Source organism: Microbacterium sp. LMI1-1-1.1, assembly GCF_040815675.1.
GTDB lineage: Bacteria > Actinomycetota > Actinomycetes > Actinomycetales > Microbacteriaceae > Microbacterium.
On the sequence record NZ_JBFPNN010000007.1, the window covers coordinates 750,041 to 767,525 of the forward strand.

Sequence of the window (17,485 nt, forward strand, 5' to 3'; positions counted from 1 at the left end):
GGCCCCCTCCCCGGCCCCGCCGAGGGCGGTCGGCTGCGACGTCCGTTTTCCGCCGGATCGTGTCCGTCCCGCGCCACGCGTCAGGGCTCGGGATGCCGGGCGTCGTACTGGCGGAAGCGCGGCGAGAGCCGCACGAGCAGACCGACGAGCGCGAGGATGATCACGCCGCCCAGGAGCGGCGGGAACCACAGGGCCGCGAAGGTGGCCAGGGTCCCGGCGTAGAGAGCGCCCACGCGCGGACCGCCTGCGACCACGACGATGAAGATGCCCTGCAGGCGCCCGCGCATCGCATCCGGCACCGCGGCCTGCATCATCGTCGACCGGTAGATCGCGCTGACGTTGTCCGCCGCCCCGGCCAACGCCATGGCCACCGCCGCGCACACGATCAGCGTGACGTTGGCGTGCGTCTCGTCGACGGCATCCGGAGCGAACCTACCCATCGACGCCGCGACGAGGACGAGACCGAACAGCACGATCGCGACGCCGTAGCCCTGGATCGCCCTCTCGATGCCGAGGCCCTGGCGCCGGACGCGGCCGATGGGGCCCGAGAAGAGGCTCGAGACGAGGACGCCGACCGCGACGGACGCGGTGAGCGCCCCGGTGGTGACCGCCCCGCCGCCCAGCAGCACGGCGCCGATCGCGGGGAACAGGGTCAGCGGCTGCCCGAAGGTCATGGCGATGATGTCGAGGATGTACTGCAGGCGGATGTTGCCCGCGCGGCGGAGGAAGTCCCACCCGTCGCGGAGGGACTCGAGCCCGACGCGCGACACCGGCCCCTCGGGGCGGATCCGCGGGAGCGTCCACAGGCCGAGGAAGAGGCCCAGCATGAGGACGACGTCGACGGTGTACGTCCAGGCGTAGCCGGAGACGGCCACGAGGACACCGGCCAGCGCGGGTCCCGCCATGACCATGAGCCCAGCCCCGACGCCCTGCAGCGCGGCGGCCGCAGGGAGCAGGTCGCGCGGGATCAGGCGCGGCACGATGGCGGACCGGGTGGCCATGACGATGGAGTTCGCGGCGGCGTTGACGATGCTGAGCGCGTACAGGGACCAGACCGTCTCGCTCGAGGTCCAGGCGAGGACCGCCAGCAGCACCGTCGACGAGAACGTCACGGTCGCGGCGATCAGGGCGACCGTCCGGCGGTCGAAGGCGTCGGCGAGCATGCCGCCGTAGAGGCCGGCGAGCACCATCGGCAGCAGTCCGGCGACGGCGACCATGGACACGGCGAAAGTGCTGCCGGTCAGCTCGAACACGTGGAGCATGATCGCGACGATGGTCAGCTGACCGCCGAGGCCGGCGAGGGTCGAGCCGATCCACAGTCGCGCGAACGCGGGGGAGTGCGTGAGGGGCCGCAGGTCGATGAAGCGCGCGTGCCGTTCGGTCGTCTCGTTGCTCACGAGCGCAAGGTGGGGGAGGGGATCACCTGTCGAGCTTACGTTCCTCGCCTCGGCCGCGGACTGGTAGACTCATGCGGTTGCCGTTCGATCGGCCGCGGATAAAGAGAGCTCGCACATCAGGTGCCGGGCGCCGCGCAATGAGAAGGAAGGGGATCCCATCTATGGCACTCGAAGCAGACGTCAAGAAGGCGATCATCGAAGAGTACGCGACGCACCCCGGTGACACCGGATCCCCCGAGGTGCAGGTCGCAATGCTGACGCAGCGCATCAAGGACCTCACCGAGCACCTCAAGGCACACAAGCACGACCACCACTCGCGCCGTGGCCTGTTCCTGCTCGTCGGTCAGCGCCGTCGCCTGCTGGGTTACCTGCAGGACGTCGACATCAACCGTTACCGCTCGCTCATCGAGCGCCTCGGTCTGCGTCGCTGAGCGCACCAGCGTTCTATCGCGCAAAACATTCTTGGAAGGCCGCCCCACGGTGTGGGGCGGCCTTCGGCGTTCCCGGATGCCACCCGGTGGCATCCATCCTGACGGCCGCGCCGGACGGGCGCCCGGGCGGGCGGCGGGGACGGCTCAGGATGCCGCGCGCGCGGCGACCAGGTCGGGGTGCCAGCGCTCCGCGACGTCGGGGTGGGCCCGCAGGCGGGACTTCAGCGCGTTCTCGCCGTACGTGGCGTAGATGGGGTTCGACGGGTCCTGCGTGACGCCGCGGGACTGCGCCGCCAGCTCGGCGGGGAGCTCCATGATCGGCAGGCGGGTGTCGAGCGCGGGGTTGAAGAAGAACGGCACCGAGATCCGCTCGTCGGGGAAGGTCGGCGAGATGACGCGGTGGTTCGTCGCCGTCAGGTACCCCTGCGTCGCGTGCTCGAGGAGCTCGCCGATGTTGACGACGAACGCGCCGGGCACCGGGGGAGCATCGACCCACTCGCCGTCGCGCTGCACCTGCAGGCCGCCCTTGCCGGGCTCGACCCAGAGCAGCGTGAGGACGCCCGAGTCCTTGTGGGCGCCGACGCCTTGCTGAGGCGTGGGGTCGTCCGTGCCGGGGTAGCGGACGATCTTGATGAGCGTCTGCGGGTCGCCGAAGTGGTCGTCGAAGAAGTGCTCGTCTGCGCCGAGGGCGACCGCCCAGGCGCCCAGCAGGCGGCGGGCGACCCCGGTCAGGTGCTCGTGCCACTCGGCGACGACGTCCTTCAGCTCCGGCTGCGCGGCCGGCCAGAGGTTGGGGCCGACCAGGCGGTTGAAGCCGGGGCCGTCCGGGTCGACGATGGGCTCCCGCTCGGGACCGATGTCGATCTGCTCGCGCCAGTCGACGCGTCCCTGCGTACGCTCGCCGCCCACGCGCGTGTACCCGCGGAAGTGGGGGCTCGTGACGTTCTCGATCGAGAGCTTCTCGGCCTCGGGCAGCGCGAAGAAGTCCTTCGCCGCCTGGAGCAGGCGCTCCTCGAGCGCGGGGCTGACGCCGGTCCCCGTGAGGTAGAAGAACCCCACGTCATGCGTCGCCGCTCGGAGGTCGTCGCGGAAGCGTGCGGCGGCATCCGGGCCCTGGTCGAGCTGGGAGAGGTCGAGGACGGGGAGGTTCAGGTCGGACATGCGACGAGGCTAGATCGCCGGGAGGGGCCCGGGGCGAATGTTGCGAGGCGTTACCCGCGGGGAGCGCGCGACGACGCCCGAGGGTCGCCGGGCCCCCTCGGACGGGCCGGGATCCGCGTGATCCTGCGGCGGAGCCCGTGTTACGCCCGCTCTGAGACCCCGCCGGGTGGCGGATAAACCCCGCCGATCGGCGGGGTGTGGACGCGGCACGATCCTGCGTATCGTTTCCGGGTCAGGTGAGGCTGTCCTTACCTCCCGCAGTGCCGCGGTGTTCCACCCCGTCCCGAAAGTCGGATATCACCCGTGCTTGCCAGCTTCTTCGCCACGTTCATCGTCGGCCTCCGCGAGGGCCTCGAAGCCGCCCTCGTCGTCGGCATCCTCGTCGCCTACCTCACGCGCCTCGATCGTCGCGACACGCTTCCGCGGCTCTGGGCGGGCGTGGGACTCGCCGTCGCCCTCGCGGTCGCGGTCGGCGCGGTCTTCACCTTCGGCGCCTACATGCTCACGTTCGAGGCGCAGGAGCTGCTCGGCGGAGGACTCTCGCTCCTCGCGGTCGCGATGGTGACCTGGATGATCTTCTGGATGCAACGGGCCGGTCGGTCGCTGAAGGCCGGCCTCGAGAGGGGCGTGGACACGGCGCTGCGCGGCGGCGTCTGGGCCCTCGTCGCGATCGGTTTCGTGTCCGTGGCCCGCGAGGGCGTCGAGACGACGCTGCTGCTGTGGTCGATGGTGCAGTCGTTCGGCTCGGAGCCGGTCGCGCTCGTCGGCGCGCTCCTCGGTCTCGTCCTGGCCGTCCTGCTGGGCTGGCTCATCGCGCGCGGCATGCTGCGGCTCGACCTCGGCCGGTTCTTCACCTGGACCGGCGGCTTCCTCGTCGTGGTCGCGGCGGGCGTCCTCGCGTACGCCGTCCACGACCTGCAGGAGGCCGGGGCCCTCCCTGGGCCGTTCCGCGCGGGGGCGCCGGTCGACCCGGCCACGGGGCTCGTCGTGACGGGCTGGGCCGGCTTCCCGTTTGGGTGGGCGTTCGACGTCTCGGACCGCATCGCCCCCACCAGCCCGATCGCGGCCCTGCTGCAGGCGACCGTCGGCTTCATGCCGGCGATGACGTGGCTGCAGGTCGTCGCCTGGGTCGTGTACCTCGCCGTCGTCGTCCCCCTCTTCGTGCGCGGAGTCCGCGCCCATCGCCGCCCCCGCGGGTCCGCACCCCGGGAGACTCCCGCCCCGACGCCGATCCCCGCCGACGCCCGTGTCCCCGCCGCCCGCGACGCGGCCCTTCCCGCCTCCGATGCCGCCCGCGTGCCCGACGCGGCGGCCTCCGCCCCTGATCCGAATGGAGCATCATGACCTCGACTCGCCTCCTCGCGGCCACGGCCGTGGCCGGCGCGGCCGTCCTCGTCCTCTCCGGCTGCGTCGCCAAGACGGATGCCGCCGCCTCCGGCGCGCTCGCGGTCACCTCGACCGCCGACGGCTGCGCCGTCTCCGCGGCGTCCGCGCCGAGCGGGACCGTCGCCTTCGACGTGAGCAACGAGAGCGACCAGGTCACGGAGTTCTACCTCCTGGCATCCGACGGCCTGCGCATCGTCGGCGAGGTCGAGAACATCGCCCCGGGCGCGTCGCGGAACCTCACCGTCGTGGCCCAGCCGGGCGACTACTTCACCTTGTGCAAGCCCGGCATGGTCGGCGACGGCGTGGGGCGGGCGAGCTTCTCGGTGACGGGGGACGCCGTCGCCGTCGAGGGCGCGGACGCCGAGCAGAAGCAGCAGGCGGTCGACCTCTACGCCGCGTTCGTGAAGGACCAGGCGGGACAGCTGCTGCCCGCGGTCGAGACGTTCGCCGCGGCCTACGAGGCCGGCGACGACGCGGCCGCGCGCGAGCAGTTCCCGCGGGTGCGCGCCTTCTACGAGCGCATCGAGCCGATCGCGGAGGCGCTCGGCGACCTCGACCCGCGCATCGACTACCGGGAGGTCGACGCGGTCGCGGAGGGCCTGGACTGGACCGGCTTCCATCGCATCGAGAAGGACCTGTGGGTCCCCGCGCAGGACGCGCTGAACGCGGACGGCGAGACGCCGGCATGGAAGGACTGGACGCCGTCGACCCCGGCCGAGCGCGCGACGTACGGCGACAAGCTCATCTCCGACACGCAGGAGCTGTACGACTACGTGCACGGCGAGGAGTTCCTGCAGGCGCTGGAGACGCAGGGCGTGGCCGGCATCTCGAACGGCGCCATCGCCCTGCTCGACGAGGTCGCCAGCGGCAAGATCAGCGGCGAGGAGGACTGGTGGTCGGGGACCGACCTCTTCGACTTCGCCGCGAACGTGGAGGGCTCGAAGATGGCGTTCTCCCTCGTGCGCGACTTCGCGGAGTCGAAGGGCGACAAGGGAGCCGAGCTGGTGGCCCGCATCGACACCGGGTACGCCGACCTCGAGGCCGCGCTCGCCGCGCACGGCTCGGCCGACGCGGGCTTCGTCCCGTACGCGCAGCTGACCGAGGCCGACAAGCGCCAGCTCACCGATCTCATCAACGCGCTGGCCGAGCCGCTCTCGCAGCTCACGGTGACCGTTCTCGAATGACCGTGAGCGAGCAGAGCAGCGTTCCGGAGGGGGCGGCGGATGCCACCGGCCTCTCCCGCCGCGGACTGATCGGCCTCGCCATCGGTGCCGGTGCCGCGGGTCTGGCCGTCGGGTCCGGGGGCGGCCTGGTCGGCGGCGTCGCCCTGGGGCGCGAGCGGGAACGGCAGACGATGGATGCCGCGGCCGGAGGGTCCGGCATCCATCAGCCCGGCATCACGACCCCGGTGCAGGATCACCTGCACTTCGCGGCGTACGACATGATGGCGCGCACCACCCGCGACGACCTCGCCGAGCTCCTGTCCGACTGGACCTACGCGGCGAACCGCATGATGCAGGGGCTCGACGTCAGCGCCACCGGCGCCGTGGGCGGCTCGCCGGAGGCGCCGCCGGACGACACGGGCGAGGCCGTCGGGCTTCCGGCCAGCAACCTCACCATCACGTTCGGTTTCGGTCCCTCGCTCTTCGACGGACGGTTCGGACTCGAGGGTCGGCGGCCGGCCGGACTCGAACGACTGCCGGCGTTCCTCGGCGACGACCTCGATCCGCTGCGGTCGGACGGCGACCTGTGCATCCAGGCCTGCGCGGACGACCCGCAGGTCGCGGTCCATGCCATCCGCAACCTCAGCCGCATCGCCTTCGGGCGGGCCACGATCCGCTGGTCGCAGCTCGGGTTCGGACGCACGTCGAAGACCACGTCCGAGCAGTCGACGCCGCGGAACCTCTTCGGGTTCAAGGACGGGACGGCCAACATCCTCGCCGACGACGGTGCCGCCCTCGACGAGAACGTCTGGGTGTCGGCATCCGAGGGTCCGGCGTGGCTGGCGGGCGGCTCGTACCTCGTCGCCCGCCGGATCGCGATGCTCATCGAGACCTGGGACCGCACCCGGCTCGCCGAACAGGACCGCGTGGTGGGGCGCGACAAGGGCCAGGGGGCGCCGCTGTCGGGCGGGGACGAGTTCACGCCGCCGGACTTCTCGGCGACGGATGCCGCCGGCTCGCCCCGCATCGACCCGCGCAGCCACGTGCGTCTGGCTCACCCCGACGCGAACGGCGGCATCCGACTCCTGCGCCGCGGCTACAACTTCGTCGACGGGACCACCGACCTCGGCCGGCTGAACGCCGGGCTGTTCTTCCTGTCGTTCCAGAAGAGCCCCGAGCGCTACATCACGGTGCAGCGGTCCCTGTCGACGGATGCCATGGGGGAGTACCTCCGCCATGTCGGCTCGGGACTGTGGGCGGTGCCGCCGGCTCCCGCCGCGGGGGCGTCGGTGGGCGCCGGGCTGCTCGGCGTGTGAGCTCCCGTCGGTTCCGGTCCAGTGAACGCTCCGGCGCGAGGGAAACGCCGTGCCACGCCGTTTCCGCCGCGCGAGAGCGTTTCCTGGGGACCGGGGTCAGCCCTCCTGGCCGGCGCCGGGGTCAGCCCGCGCGGCCGGCGCCGAAGGTCAGCCCGCGCGGCCGGCGCCGGGGTCAGCCCGCGCGGCCGGCGCCGAGGGAGCGGTCGCGCAACAGCCAGGGGAGGCGCGGCTCCACCAGCGGGCGCGTGAGGCGCCGCACCGGTCGGCTCGACAGGCCGACGGCGATCGCGACGCTCGCGACGGCGATGATCGGAAGCCACAGCCCCACCGGCTCGAGGTCGCGCAGCACCCCGGACTGCCGGAACGGGTAGAGCACGAAGGTGTGGAGGAGGTAGACGTACATCGTGTACCGCCCCAGGTGCGTCCAGCGGGTCTCGCGGCGGGGGACGAGGAGCAGGAACGCCGCCATGAGCGTCAGCGCGAGCACGATGAGGCCCAGGCGCACGAGCCCCGCCCACCAGTGCCCGGCGTCGAGGTCGACATAGGGGTCGACGAAGAACAGCCACGTGCCCAGGCGCACGACCCGCCAGAGGTCGACGAAGGCGAACGCCACGACCCCCGCACCCGCGAGGACGGCCGCCGCGGCCACCCGCAGCCACACCGGCCGCGCGGCGAGAAGGCCGAACCGCTCGACGACGTCGCGGTCGCGCAGCCACCACCCGATGGTGAAGAACGGCAGCAGCCCGAGCGCGCGGGACAGCGAGAAGGTGGAGTCGATGCTCGGCAGGTATCCCGTCACGATCGAGATGGCCACCGCCCAGACCACCGGTCCGCGCAGGAGCGCCAGGTACGGCAGCACGAGACGGAAGATCGCGAGGGCCAGCAGGAACCACAGCGTCCAGGACGCCTGCGTCGGGTCGAGGTTCGTCCGCCCGGTGAGGAGGAACCGCAGCACCGTCCACAGCGTCTCGAAGATGAGGTACGGCGCCAGCAGATCGGTGAACAGCCGGGCCATCCTGGCCCGCGTGGGCTCCGCCGACGAGGAGAAGAACCCCGCCACGAGGGCGAACAACGGCATGTGGAACGCGTAGACGAGCAGGTAGAGCGCCTCGGCGGCATCCGAATCGTAGGTGAGGCGCTGGATCGCGTGGCCGAACACGACGAGCACGATCGCGGCGAATCGCGCGTTGTCCCAGAACGGCACACGCGTCTTCGCGGTCGCAGCAGTGCGGGGGGCGGCATCCATTCGTCTCATCTGCGGTCACGCTAGCCCGGTGCGCTCCGCGGGTCGACGGGTGTAGCGAGGGGATGCCGGTGGGGTATGGCGGAATAATCCCTGCGGTCGTGCGTTCCATCAGGTACATTCAGATGCATACAAACAGGAGGCGCATCGTGAACGAGACGAGCAACTGGCCGGGCATGCAGTTCGGTGTCATGACGGTCAGCGACATCACGCAGGACCCGACGACGGGCAAGACCCCGAGCGAGGCCCAGCGCATCAAGGACACGCTCACGATCGCCAAGCACACCGAGGAGGTCGGCCTCGACGTCTTCGCCCTCGGCGAGCACCACAACCCGCCGTTCTGGTCCTCCTCGCCCACGACGACGCTCGCGTACATCGCCGCGCAGACCGAGCGCCTCATCCTCACGACGTCGACGACGCTCATCACCACGAACGACCCGGTGAAGATCGCCGAGGACTTCGCGATGCTGCAGCACGTGTCGGGCGGCCGCGCCGACCTCATGCTCGGCCGCGGCAACACCGGCCCGGTGTACCCCTGGTTCGGCAAGGACATCCGTCAGGGCCTGCCGCTGACCATCGAGAACTACGACCTGCTGCACAAGCTGTGGCGCGAGGACGTCGTCGACTGGGAGGGCAAGTTCCGCTCGTCGCTGCAGGGCTTCACCTCGACCCCGCGTCCGCTGGACGGGGTGCCCCCGTTCGTATGGCACGGCTCGATCCGTACCCCCGAGATCGCCGAGCAGGCCGCCTACTACGGCAACGGCTTCTTCGCGAACAACATCTTCTGGCCCAAGGAGCACTACCAGCGCCTCATCACGCTGTACCGCGAGCGCTTCGCCCACTACGGCCACGGCACGCCCCAGCAGGCGATCGTCGGCCTCGGCGGCCAGGTGTTCATGCGCGCGAACTCGCAGGACGCGGTGCGCGAGTTCCGTCCGTACTTCGACAACGCGCCGGTGTACGGCCACGGCCCGAGCCTCGAGGACTTCAGCGAGATGACCCCGCTGACCGTCGGCTCGCCGCAGCAGATCATCGACCGCTACGCCGCGATGCGCGAGACGTTCGGCGACTACCAGCGCCAGCTCTTCCTCATCGACCACGCCGGCCTCCCGACCAAGACCGTGCTCGAGCAGGTCGACATCCTCGGCGGCGAGGTCGTGCCGGTGCTGCGCAAGGAGCTGCAGAAGAACCGTCCGGCCGAGGTGCCCGACGCGCCGACCCACGCCAACCTGATCGAGAAGATCTACGCCGGCGCCGCCCCGCGTCAGGCCGTCCCCGGCGCGAACCGCGGCGACAACATGGTCGCGGGCAGCCCGTACCAGGACGCCGCTCCTCGCTCGGGCAGCGCCTTCGGTGCCGCTGCGACGCGAGTGGGGGCCTGACATGGCCGCCCGCCGCATCGCCGTCGTCACCGCGGGTCTGTCCACGCCGTCGTCGACGCGCATGCTCGGCGACCGGCTCGCGCACGCGGTTCTCGCCGAGCTGCGCGAGCGCGGCATCGACGCGACCAGCGACGTGTTCGAGCTGCGCGACTACGCCCACGACCTGACCGACAACCTGCTCACGGGCTTCGCCCCGCCCGCCCTCGAGCAGATGATCAACACGGTCGTCTCGGCGGATGCCGTGATCGCGGTCACGCCGATCTTCTCGACGAGCTACTCGGGTCTGTTCAAGTCGTTCATCGACGTGCTGGACCCGCAGGCGCTGAGCGGCACGCCCGTGCTCATCGGCGCGAACGCCGGCACCGCCCGGCACTCGCTCGCGATCGACTACGCGATCCGTCCGCTGTTCACCTACCTGCACGCCAACCCGGTGCCGACCGGCGTCTTCGCGGCGTCGAGCGACTGGGGCGCCAACGCCGACGAGGTCGCGCCGCTCGGCTCGCGCGTCGAGCGCGGCGCCCGGGAGCTCGCGGACGCCATCGCCGTTCGCGAGCCCGTGCGGGACGCAGACCCGTTCGACCCGTCGTCGTACCTCGGCGAGGGCCGCTCGTTCGGTCACCTCCTGGGTGGTCTGTCGGGCGAATGACCCGTCCCCCCGACGCCCCGCCGGTTCTCCGGCGGGGCGTCGTCGTGTTCGCGGGGGAGGGGATGTAGGGAGGGGAGGACGGGTGGGGCCGGTGGCATCCTCCGGTCTCGTCATCTCCTCCCGTCGGCGCCGGTGGGGCGGACAGCGGGGGGAGGGGATGCAGGGAGGGGAGGACGGGTGGGGCCGGTGGCATCCTCCGGTCCCGTCATCTCCTCCCGTCGGCGCGCCCGCCTCAGAGCACGATGTCGGACCGGGATGCCAGCTCCCGCACCTCCGCCGGACGCAGACCCGGGCGGGTGAGGACGTCGGCCGTCGGGAGAGGGCCGAGGTCGATCCCGGTCTCGTCCGCGATGCCGCCGATGGGCACCTGGAACGTGCGGAACGCCCCCAGCGGGGGCACCGTGAGGCCTTGCCGGGTGTCGACGAGGTCGCTCTGGTCCAGGACGAAGCCGGCGGCGGCGAGCGCGTCGCCCTGGCGCCACGCGGCGATCTTCCAGAAGCGGAGGGGGACCCGGATGCCGCGGTACGGCGGGTCGTCCTCTCCCCGCACCGGCGCGGTGAAGACCGAGATGCGCTGGTCCGTCGTCTCGGCGTACTCCAGCACGTGGTCCTCGAGGCCGAGCCACAGCTCCTTGGACTGGTTGAAGCCCGCGACCTGCGGGGCCGCGTTGGTGTAGAAGAACGTCGCCTCGGTGGCATCCCGAGCCTCCTCCGTCGACCCCCAGCCGGGATCGCGCCGACGGACGAGATGCCCGCGGTCGAGGTCGTTGCGGCTGTAGACCTCGGGCCCGGCCTGCGCGTCCGCGTCGACCCGCGGGTCGAGCCGCCACTCGCCGCTGCGGGGGAGGTCGCGCAGGGTCGCGCCGTCGATGACGACCGCCGTCACCGCGGCGAGGCGCCGCTCCTCGTCGAGGAGCACCGAGAACCGCGGGTAGTCCAGCCGCGTCGCGGGGACGGAGGGCGCGGGGAGGGGGAGGGGGATGCCGAGGAAGTCCGAGTCGTAGCCGTCGCTCATCCGTCCATCGTGGCCTTCACCCCCGACATCGGGACAGACTTGCGCAATGGAACAGCACGTGAAAACACGCGCCGACGCACCCGCGGGCTTCTTCGCCGCCGAGGCGGCGGGACTGACCTGGCTGGCCGCGGCGGGCGGGGTGCGCATCGCCCGTGTCGGCGAGGTGACCGAGGACCGCATCGCACTGGAACGCATCGCCGAGACCCGTCCGACCTCCGACGCCGCGACGGCCTTCGGCGCGGCGCTCGCCGCGACCCATGAGGCCGGTGCCGCGGCGTTCGGCTCACCGCCGCCCGGGTGGGAGGGCGACATCTTCATCGGCCGCCGCAGCCAGCCGGCACGGCCCACCCGGACCTGGGGCGCGTTCTACGCGACGCAGCGGGTCGAGCCGTTCCTGGCCACCGCCGTCGCGGCGGGGAACCTCGAGGCATCCGGGGCCCGGACCGTCCAGCGCGCGTGCGCGCTCATCGCCGAGGGGGTGTTCGACGACGACGAGCCGCCGGCGCGCCTGCACGGCGACCTGTGGGCGGGGAACGTCCTGTGGTCGCCGGACGGGGTCGTGCTCATCGACCCCGCCGCGCACGGCGGACACCGTGAGACGGATCTCGCCATGCTCGCCCTCTTCGGGTGCCCGTTCCTCGACCGCGTCCTCGCCGGGTACGAGGAGCGCCACCCCCTGCGGGACGGCTGGCGGGACCGCGTTCCCGTGCATCAGCTGCACCCGCTGGCGGTGCACGCCGCCGGACACGGACCGTCGTACGGCCGCGCGCTCGTCGACGCGGCGGTCCAGACGCTCGCGCTCGCCGGGGAGTGACGGGGCCGGGGGCCGTGGCATCCCGGGTCCGGCCTGAGGGCGCGGTGGAATCGGACCAGGGCGTCGGAATCGGATGCCACGGGCTCTCCCCTCCGAATCCGGCGCTGCCGTCCGATTCCGGGCGCGCAGCCCGCCACCGCCTCAGCCGCGCAGCGCCCGCCGCCGCGCCCGACGCGCCGCCACGACGTCGATCCCCGCCCCGATGCCCACGGCGAGCACGATCGACACGAGGACGGCCACCCCGGCCCGGCCCGGGACGAGCGCGGCGACCACCGCTCCGATGACCGCCTGATACGCGGCCCACGCCGTCGCGGCGAGCGCGGCGACACCGAGGTAGCGGGGCGGGGAGAGCCGGGCCGCGCCGGCGGCGAGGTTGACCGCCAGCCGCGCGAACGGCACGAACCGGGCGGTGAACAGCACGGCCGCGGCGTTGCGCTCCAGGCGGGACCGGGCCCCGTCCAGCGCCGCGCGCACCCGCGGTCCCCGCATCCACCGCCACCGTTCGACCCCGACGGCCCGGCCGAGGAGGTAACAGCACAGGTCCCCGGCGAACGCGGCGCCGGCCGCCACGAGCATGACCCCGCCGAGCGTCGGGACGCCGTGGGCGGCGGCGAGCGCCCCGAACGCGGTGACCGCCGTCTCACCCGGGACCACCACGAGGAAGGCGTCCGCGAACACGAGAGCGGCCATCCCGAGCAGCGCCCACGGGCTCGCGGCGACGGTCAGCAGCCACGCGTCCACGTCCATGGCGCCACTCTCCGCCGCGGGAGCGGACGCGGGGTCGACCGGGCGGTGACGTCGCACCGAGCATCGGGTGAACATCGTGCGATGCGGCCACACGGCGGCATCCGTGGTCCCACTCTGGAAGCGTGAGAGTCGCGCTCCTGGCCGAATCCTTCCTCCCGCACATGAACGGGGTCACCGGCTCCGTCCTCCACGTCCTGCGCCACCTCGCCGAGGCGGGGCACGAGACGCTCGTCATCGCCCCGAAGGCGGGCGACGTCACCGCCGACCTGCACGGCGCCCGCACCGAGCTGCTGCGCTCCGTGCCGCTGCCGTCGTACCCCGAGGTGCGCGTGGTGTTCGCGCGCGCGGCGCGGCTCACCGCTCTGCTGCGCGCGTTCGACCCGGACGTCGTACACCTCGCCTCGCCGTTCGTGCTCGGCTGGCAGGGGCTCGCCGCCGCCGACGCGCTGCGGATCCCGTCCGTCGCGGTGTACCAGACCGACGTCGTCGCCTACGCGCAGAAGTACGGGCTCCCGCACGCCACGGCGCTCGTCGCCGGACACGTCGCGCGCCTGCACCGCCGCGCGACCCTGACGCTGGCCCCGTCGTCGGCATCCGTCCGCCAGCTCGACGACCTCGGCGTCGACCGGGTCCGCCGGTGGGGACGGGGAGTGGATGCCGCCCGCTTCACGCCCGAGCGACGCGACGACGCGTGGCGGGCCGAGGTCGCGCCGCACGGGGAGCGGATCGTCGGCTACGTCGGACGGCTCGCGCCCGAGAAGCAGGTCGACGACCTGCGGGTGCTCGCCGACCTGCCGGGCACCCGCCTCGTCGTGGTCGGCGACGGGCCGTCGCGTGCCGCGCTGGAGAAGGCGCTGCCCGGTGCGCTGTTCACGGGCCACCTCTCCGGCGACGCGCTCGCCGCGACCATGGCCGGCTTCGACGTGTTCGTCCACCCGGGGGAGAGCGAGACGTTCGGGCAGACCATCCAGGAGGCCCTCGCCAGCGGGGTCCCCGTCGTCGCCACGGGGGTGGGCGGACCGGTCGACCTCGTCCGCTCGAGCGTCGACGGATGGCTGTACCGGCCCGGCGACCTGGTCGACCTCCGTGCGCGGGTCGCGGACCTCGTCGGCGACGACGCCAAGCGCGACGCGTTCGCCCGCGCGGCCCGCGAGGCCGTGTCCGGACGGACGTGGGAGGCGCTCACCCGCGACCTCGTCGACCATTACCGGGATGCCGCCTCCCTGCGCGCCATCGACGACGGCATGCTGGTGCGCGGTGGGGAGCGGGTCGCCGCGCCCGTGGCATCCCTCCCGCGCCGTCGCTGGACGAGGTTCGTCGCTCTCGGGGACTCGCTCACCGAGGGGCTGTGCGACGCCTCCCGCATGCCGTCGGGGCAGTACCGCGGCTGGGCGGACCGCCTCGCGGAGCTGCTCGCCCACACGAGCGAGACCGGCCCCTTCCGGTACGCGAACCTCGCGGTGCGCAGCCGTCGCGTGCGGCACCTCATCGACGAGCAGATCCCCGCGGCGCTGGAGCTGCAGCCGGACCTCGTGTCCATCCTCATCGGGGCGAACGACCTCGTCGGCCCGGCGCCGGTGATCCCCGCGCTCGCGGCCGAGGTCGAGTCGGCCGTGCGGGCCGTCCGCCGGACCGGGGCGGACGTGCTCCTCGTGACGACGTTCCTCCCGCGTCGCGCGGCGGCCCGCATCTTCGCGCGGCGGTTCGCCGCCTACAACACCGAGCTGCGGCGGATCGCACGGGCGCACGGGGCGCTGCTGCTCGATCTCGAGGCGGTTCGCGAGATCGGGGAGCTCCCCGTGTGGGCCGACGACCTCGTGCACCTGCGCTCGCGCGGGCACCGCCTCGTGGCGTATCGCGCGGCGGAGGCGCTCGGCGTGCCCGATGCGGGCGCGCTGCTCGGACTGGACGAGGCCCTCCACGCCGACGACGACGAGCCGCGTCCCGGCTGGCTGACGCGGGACGCGCTGCCGTGGGTGTGGCGGCGGGTGCGGGGGCGGACGGCCGGCGACGGCGTCGTCGCGAAGCACGCGACGTACGTGGAGCTGCCGTCGCGCGGCGATCGCGAGCGCTCCCGCGCGGTGTGAGGTGGGTCGCGCTCGCCGTCCGGATCGCACGTGCGCGGGAACCACCCGGAGATCACGGACGCTGATAGGCTCGGACGGGTTGCCGCCATGGCATCCGCTCAATTCCATATGAGCTCACGGAGCAGGCCGGCAGACGCTGGTCCCCTGTGGTGGACTCCCCGTCGTCTCGCCGGGTGGTCGTCTACTGGTGGCCAGTCGCCGGGAATCCCGTGCCGACGCGTCGGCGCGCCCTTTCTGCCTGTTCCTGCTCCTTCGCATGTCAGCTCGTCGTCCACACGGGACGGCGAGCCTAAACAAAGAAGGAGGGACCTCTTGGAAGGTCCAGAAATCACTGCCGCCGAAGCCGTTCTCGACAACGGCCGTTTCGGCACCCGTACCGTCCGGTTCGAGACCGGACGCCTCGCTCAGCAGGCTCAGGGCGCAGTCGCCGCCTACCTCGACGAGGAGACCATGCTCCTGTCGGCCACCAGCGCCGGCAAGCACCCGCGTGAAGGATTCGACTTCTTCCCGCTGACCGTCGACGTCGAAGAGCGTTCCTACGCCGCCGGCAAGATCCCCGGCTCGTTCTTCCGCCGCGAGGGTCGCCCCTCCACCGAGGCGATCCTCGTCTGCCGCCTCATCGACCGCCCGCTGCGCCCGTCGTTCGTCGACGGTCTCCGCAACGAGGTCCAGATCGTCGTCACCGTGCTCTCGATCGCTCCCGGCGAGTTCTACGACGCCCTCGCGATCAACGCCGCGTCGCTGTCGACCCAGATCTCGGGTCTGCCCTTCTCGGGTCCGATCGCCGGCGTGCGCCTCGCGCTCATCCCGGGCCACGGCGAGCACGCCGACCAGTGGGTCGCGTTCCCGACCGTCACGCAGCTCGAGGAGGCCGTGTTCGACCTCATCGTCGCCGGTCGCGTCCTCCCGGACGGCGACGTCGCGATCATGATGGTCGAGGCCGAGGCGACCGAGGGCAGCTGGAACGCCATCAAGGGCGGCGCCACCAAGCCCAACGAGCAGGTCGTGGCCGAGGGCCTCGAGGCCGCCAAGCCGTTCCTGACGCAGCTGGTGAACGCGCAGAACGAGGTCGCGCGCACCGCGGCCAAGGAGATCCAGGCCTACCCGGTCTTCCCCGCCTACAGCAGCGAGGTCTACGACTTCGTCGCCGGTCGCGCCTACGACGACCTCGTCGGCGTCTACCAGATCGCCGACAAGCAGGAGCGCCAGAACGCCGACGACGCCGTCAAGGACCGCGTCAAGGGCGAGCTCATCGCCGCCGTCGAGGCGGGCGAGCTGCCCGCGGGCGCGCCGATCGAGTTCTCGGCCGCCTACAAGTCCGTCACGAAGAAGATCGTGCGCGGACGCATCCTCTCCGACGGCGTGCGCATCGACGGTCGCGGCCTGGCGGACATCCGCCCGCTCGACGCCGAGGTGCAGGTCATCCCGCGCGTCCACGGCTCGGCGATCTTCCAGCGCGGCGAGACCCAGATCCTGGGCGTCACCACGCTGAACATGCTCAAGATGGAGCAGCAGATCGACTCGCTGTCGCCCATCACGAGCAAGCGCTACCTGCACCACTACAACTTCCCGCCGTACTCGACCGGTGAGACCGGCCGTGTGGGTTCGCCCAAGCGTCGCGAGATCGGGCACGGCTTCCTCGCCGAGCGCGCGCTCGTGCCGGTGCTGCCCAGCCGCGAGGAGTTCCCCTACGCGATCCGTCAGGTGTCCGAGGCCCTCGGCTCCAACGGTTCGACGTCGATGGGCTCGGTGTGCGCCTCGACCCTGTCGCTGCTGAACGCGGGTGTGCCCCTTCGCGCCCCCGTCGCCGGTATCGCCATGGGCCTGGTCACCGACGAGGTCGACGGACAGACGCGCTACGCCGCGCTGACCGACATCCTCGGCGCTGAAGACGCCCTCGGCGACATGGACTTCAAGGTCGCCGGCACGAGCGAGTTCATCACCGCGATCCAGCTCGACACCAAGCTCGACGGCATCCCGTCGTCGGTCCTGGCCGCCGCGCTCACGCAGGCCAAGGAGGCTCGTCTGACGATCCTCAACGTCCTGAACTCGGCGATCGACGCCCCCGACGAGATGGCGCCCACCGCGCCCCGCGTCATCAGCGTGCAGATCCCCGTCGACAAGATCGGCGAGCTCATCGGCCCCAAGGGCAAGACGATCAACTCGATCCAGGACGAGACCGGCGCCCAGATCTCCATCGAGGACGACGGCACCGTCTACATCGGCGCGACCGACGGCCCCTCGGCCGAGGCCGCCCGCGCCCAGGTGAACGCGATCGCCAACCCGACCAACCCCGAGGTGGGCGAGCAGTTCCTGGGAACGGTCGTCAAGATCGCGACCTTCGGTGCGTTCATCTCGCTGCTCCCCGGCAAGGACGGACTGCTGCACGTCAGCGAGGTCCGCAAGCTCGCCGGTGGCAAGCGCGTCGAGAATGTCGAGGACGTGCTCTCGGTCGGTCGCAAGATCCTCGTCCGCATCACGAAGATCGACGACCGCGGCAAGCTGTCGCTCGAGCCGGTGCTCGACGAGACGCCGGAGCCTGCCGACCAGCAGAGCTCGGCCGCGTCGAGCGAGGGCCCGGAGGCTCCCGCCGAGGGCTGATCCCCGCGTCACCGGATGCCCGTCCCGCCGTGTGCGGGGCGGGCATCTCGCATGTGACGGAAGGGGCTGAAGGGGGCGGAGGGATGCCACCGCCCC

Annotated in this window: 14 protein-coding genes; 9 read left to right on the top strand and 5 right to left on the bottom strand. The window is 72.2% G+C overall.

The window, feature by feature from the left end; all coding sequences use genetic code 11:
- Window positions 1-80: 80 nt before the first annotated feature.
- Window positions 81-1,397 carry an MFS transporter gene (locus MRBLMI1_RS09330; protein ID WP_367730475.1) on the bottom strand — a complete coding sequence of 439 codons (1,317 nt, stop codon included), beginning with the start codon at window positions 1,395-1,397 and terminating at the stop codon, window positions 81-83.
- A 161-nt stretch (window positions 1,398-1,558) separates the two neighbouring features.
- Between MRBLMI1_RS09330 and rpsO the strand changes: the two genes are divergently transcribed.
- On the top strand, window positions 1,559-1,828 hold the full coding sequence (rpsO, locus tag MRBLMI1_RS09335; RefSeq protein ID WP_071642334.1) for a 30S ribosomal protein S15: 270 nt from the start codon (window positions 1,559-1,561) through the stop codon (window positions 1,826-1,828).
- Window positions 1,829-1,972: 144 nt separating this feature from the next.
- On the opposite strand, the gene MRBLMI1_RS09340 is transcribed toward rpsO, so the two are convergent.
- The gene (locus MRBLMI1_RS09340) at window positions 1,973-2,989 is read right to left on the bottom strand and encodes an isopenicillin N synthase family dioxygenase (RefSeq protein WP_367730478.1); all 1,017 of its coding nucleotides are present in this window, start codon (window positions 2,987-2,989) and stop codon (window positions 1,973-1,975) included.
- A gap of 303 nt (window positions 2,990-3,292) precedes the next feature.
- Between MRBLMI1_RS09340 and efeU the strand changes: the two genes are divergently transcribed.
- Genes efeU through efeB form a run of 3 tightly spaced genes read left to right on the top strand, consistent with a single transcriptional unit; the run spans window position 3,293 to window position 6,854 of the window.
- The gene (gene efeU, locus MRBLMI1_RS09345) at window positions 3,293-4,333 is read left to right on the top strand and encodes an iron uptake transporter permease EfeU (RefSeq protein WP_367730480.1); all 1,041 of its coding nucleotides are present in this window, start codon (window positions 3,293-3,295) and stop codon (window positions 4,331-4,333) included.
- Window positions 4,330-5,559, top strand: coding sequence for an iron uptake system protein EfeO (gene efeO, locus MRBLMI1_RS09350; RefSeq protein ID WP_367730482.1), 1,230 nt, complete (start codon window positions 4,330-4,332; stop codon window positions 5,557-5,559). The genes efeU and efeO overlap by 4 nt, the downstream gene beginning before the upstream one ends.
- Window positions 5,556-6,854: an iron uptake transporter deferrochelatase/peroxidase subunit gene (gene efeB / locus MRBLMI1_RS09355; RefSeq protein ID WP_367730484.1), complete on the top strand. Its 1,299-nt coding sequence runs from the start codon at window positions 5,556-5,558 to the stop codon at window positions 6,852-6,854. Before efeO ends, efeB begins: the two co-directional genes overlap by 4 nt.
- Window positions 6,855-7,026: 172 nt before the next feature.
- Here efeB and MRBLMI1_RS09360 read toward each other — a convergent pair whose 3' ends face one another.
- Window positions 7,027-8,109, bottom strand: coding sequence for an acyltransferase family protein (locus MRBLMI1_RS09360; protein WP_367730486.1), 1,083 nt, complete (start codon window positions 8,107-8,109; stop codon window positions 7,027-7,029).
- Window positions 8,110-8,273: 164 nt separating this feature from the next.
- On the opposite strand from MRBLMI1_RS09360, the gene MRBLMI1_RS09365 reads away from it, so the two are divergent.
- Both MRBLMI1_RS09365 and MRBLMI1_RS09370 read left to right on the top strand, forming a co-directional pair.
- Window positions 8,274-9,479, top strand: a complete 1,206-nt coding sequence (locus tag MRBLMI1_RS09365; protein WP_367730974.1) for an LLM class flavin-dependent oxidoreductase — start codon at window positions 8,274-8,276, stop codon at window positions 9,477-9,479.
- A 1-nt stretch (window position 9,480) separates the two neighbouring features.
- A complete protein-coding gene (locus MRBLMI1_RS09370) occupies window positions 9,481-10,125 on the top strand; it encodes a CE1759 family FMN reductase (RefSeq protein WP_367730488.1) in 645 nt (214 codons plus the stop codon).
- A 232-nt stretch (window positions 10,126-10,357) separates the two neighbouring features.
- Here the strand turns inward: MRBLMI1_RS09370 and MRBLMI1_RS09375 are convergent, their stop codons facing one another.
- Window positions 10,358-11,140: a DNA/RNA non-specific endonuclease gene (locus MRBLMI1_RS09375; RefSeq protein ID WP_367730490.1), complete on the bottom strand. Its 783-nt coding sequence runs from the start codon at window positions 11,138-11,140 to the stop codon at window positions 10,358-10,360.
- A gap of 46 nt (window positions 11,141-11,186) precedes the next feature.
- Here MRBLMI1_RS09375 and MRBLMI1_RS09380 point away from each other — a divergent pair, with 46 nt between their 5' ends.
- Window positions 11,187-11,954, top strand: coding sequence for a fructosamine kinase family protein (locus MRBLMI1_RS09380; protein WP_367730492.1), 768 nt, complete (start codon window positions 11,187-11,189; stop codon window positions 11,952-11,954).
- 141 nt (window positions 11,955-12,095) lie between these two features.
- Here the strand turns inward: MRBLMI1_RS09380 and MRBLMI1_RS09385 are convergent, their stop codons facing one another.
- On the bottom strand, window positions 12,096-12,701 hold the full coding sequence (locus tag MRBLMI1_RS09385) for a DedA family protein (RefSeq protein ID WP_367730494.1): 606 nt from the start codon (window positions 12,699-12,701) through the stop codon (window positions 12,096-12,098).
- A 122-nt stretch (window positions 12,702-12,823) separates the two neighbouring features.
- Between MRBLMI1_RS09385 and MRBLMI1_RS09390 the strand changes: the two genes are divergently transcribed.
- Window positions 12,824-14,788: a GDSL-type esterase/lipase family protein gene (locus tag MRBLMI1_RS09390; RefSeq protein WP_367730551.1), complete on the top strand. Its 1,965-nt coding sequence runs from the start codon at window positions 12,824-12,826 to the stop codon at window positions 14,786-14,788.
- A gap of 312 nt (window positions 14,789-15,100) precedes the next feature.
- Window positions 15,101-17,389, top strand: a complete 2,289-nt coding sequence (locus tag MRBLMI1_RS09395) for a polyribonucleotide nucleotidyltransferase (protein WP_367730553.1) — start codon at window positions 15,101-15,103, stop codon at window positions 17,387-17,389.
- The last annotated feature ends 96 nt before the right edge of the window (window positions 17,390-17,485 follow it).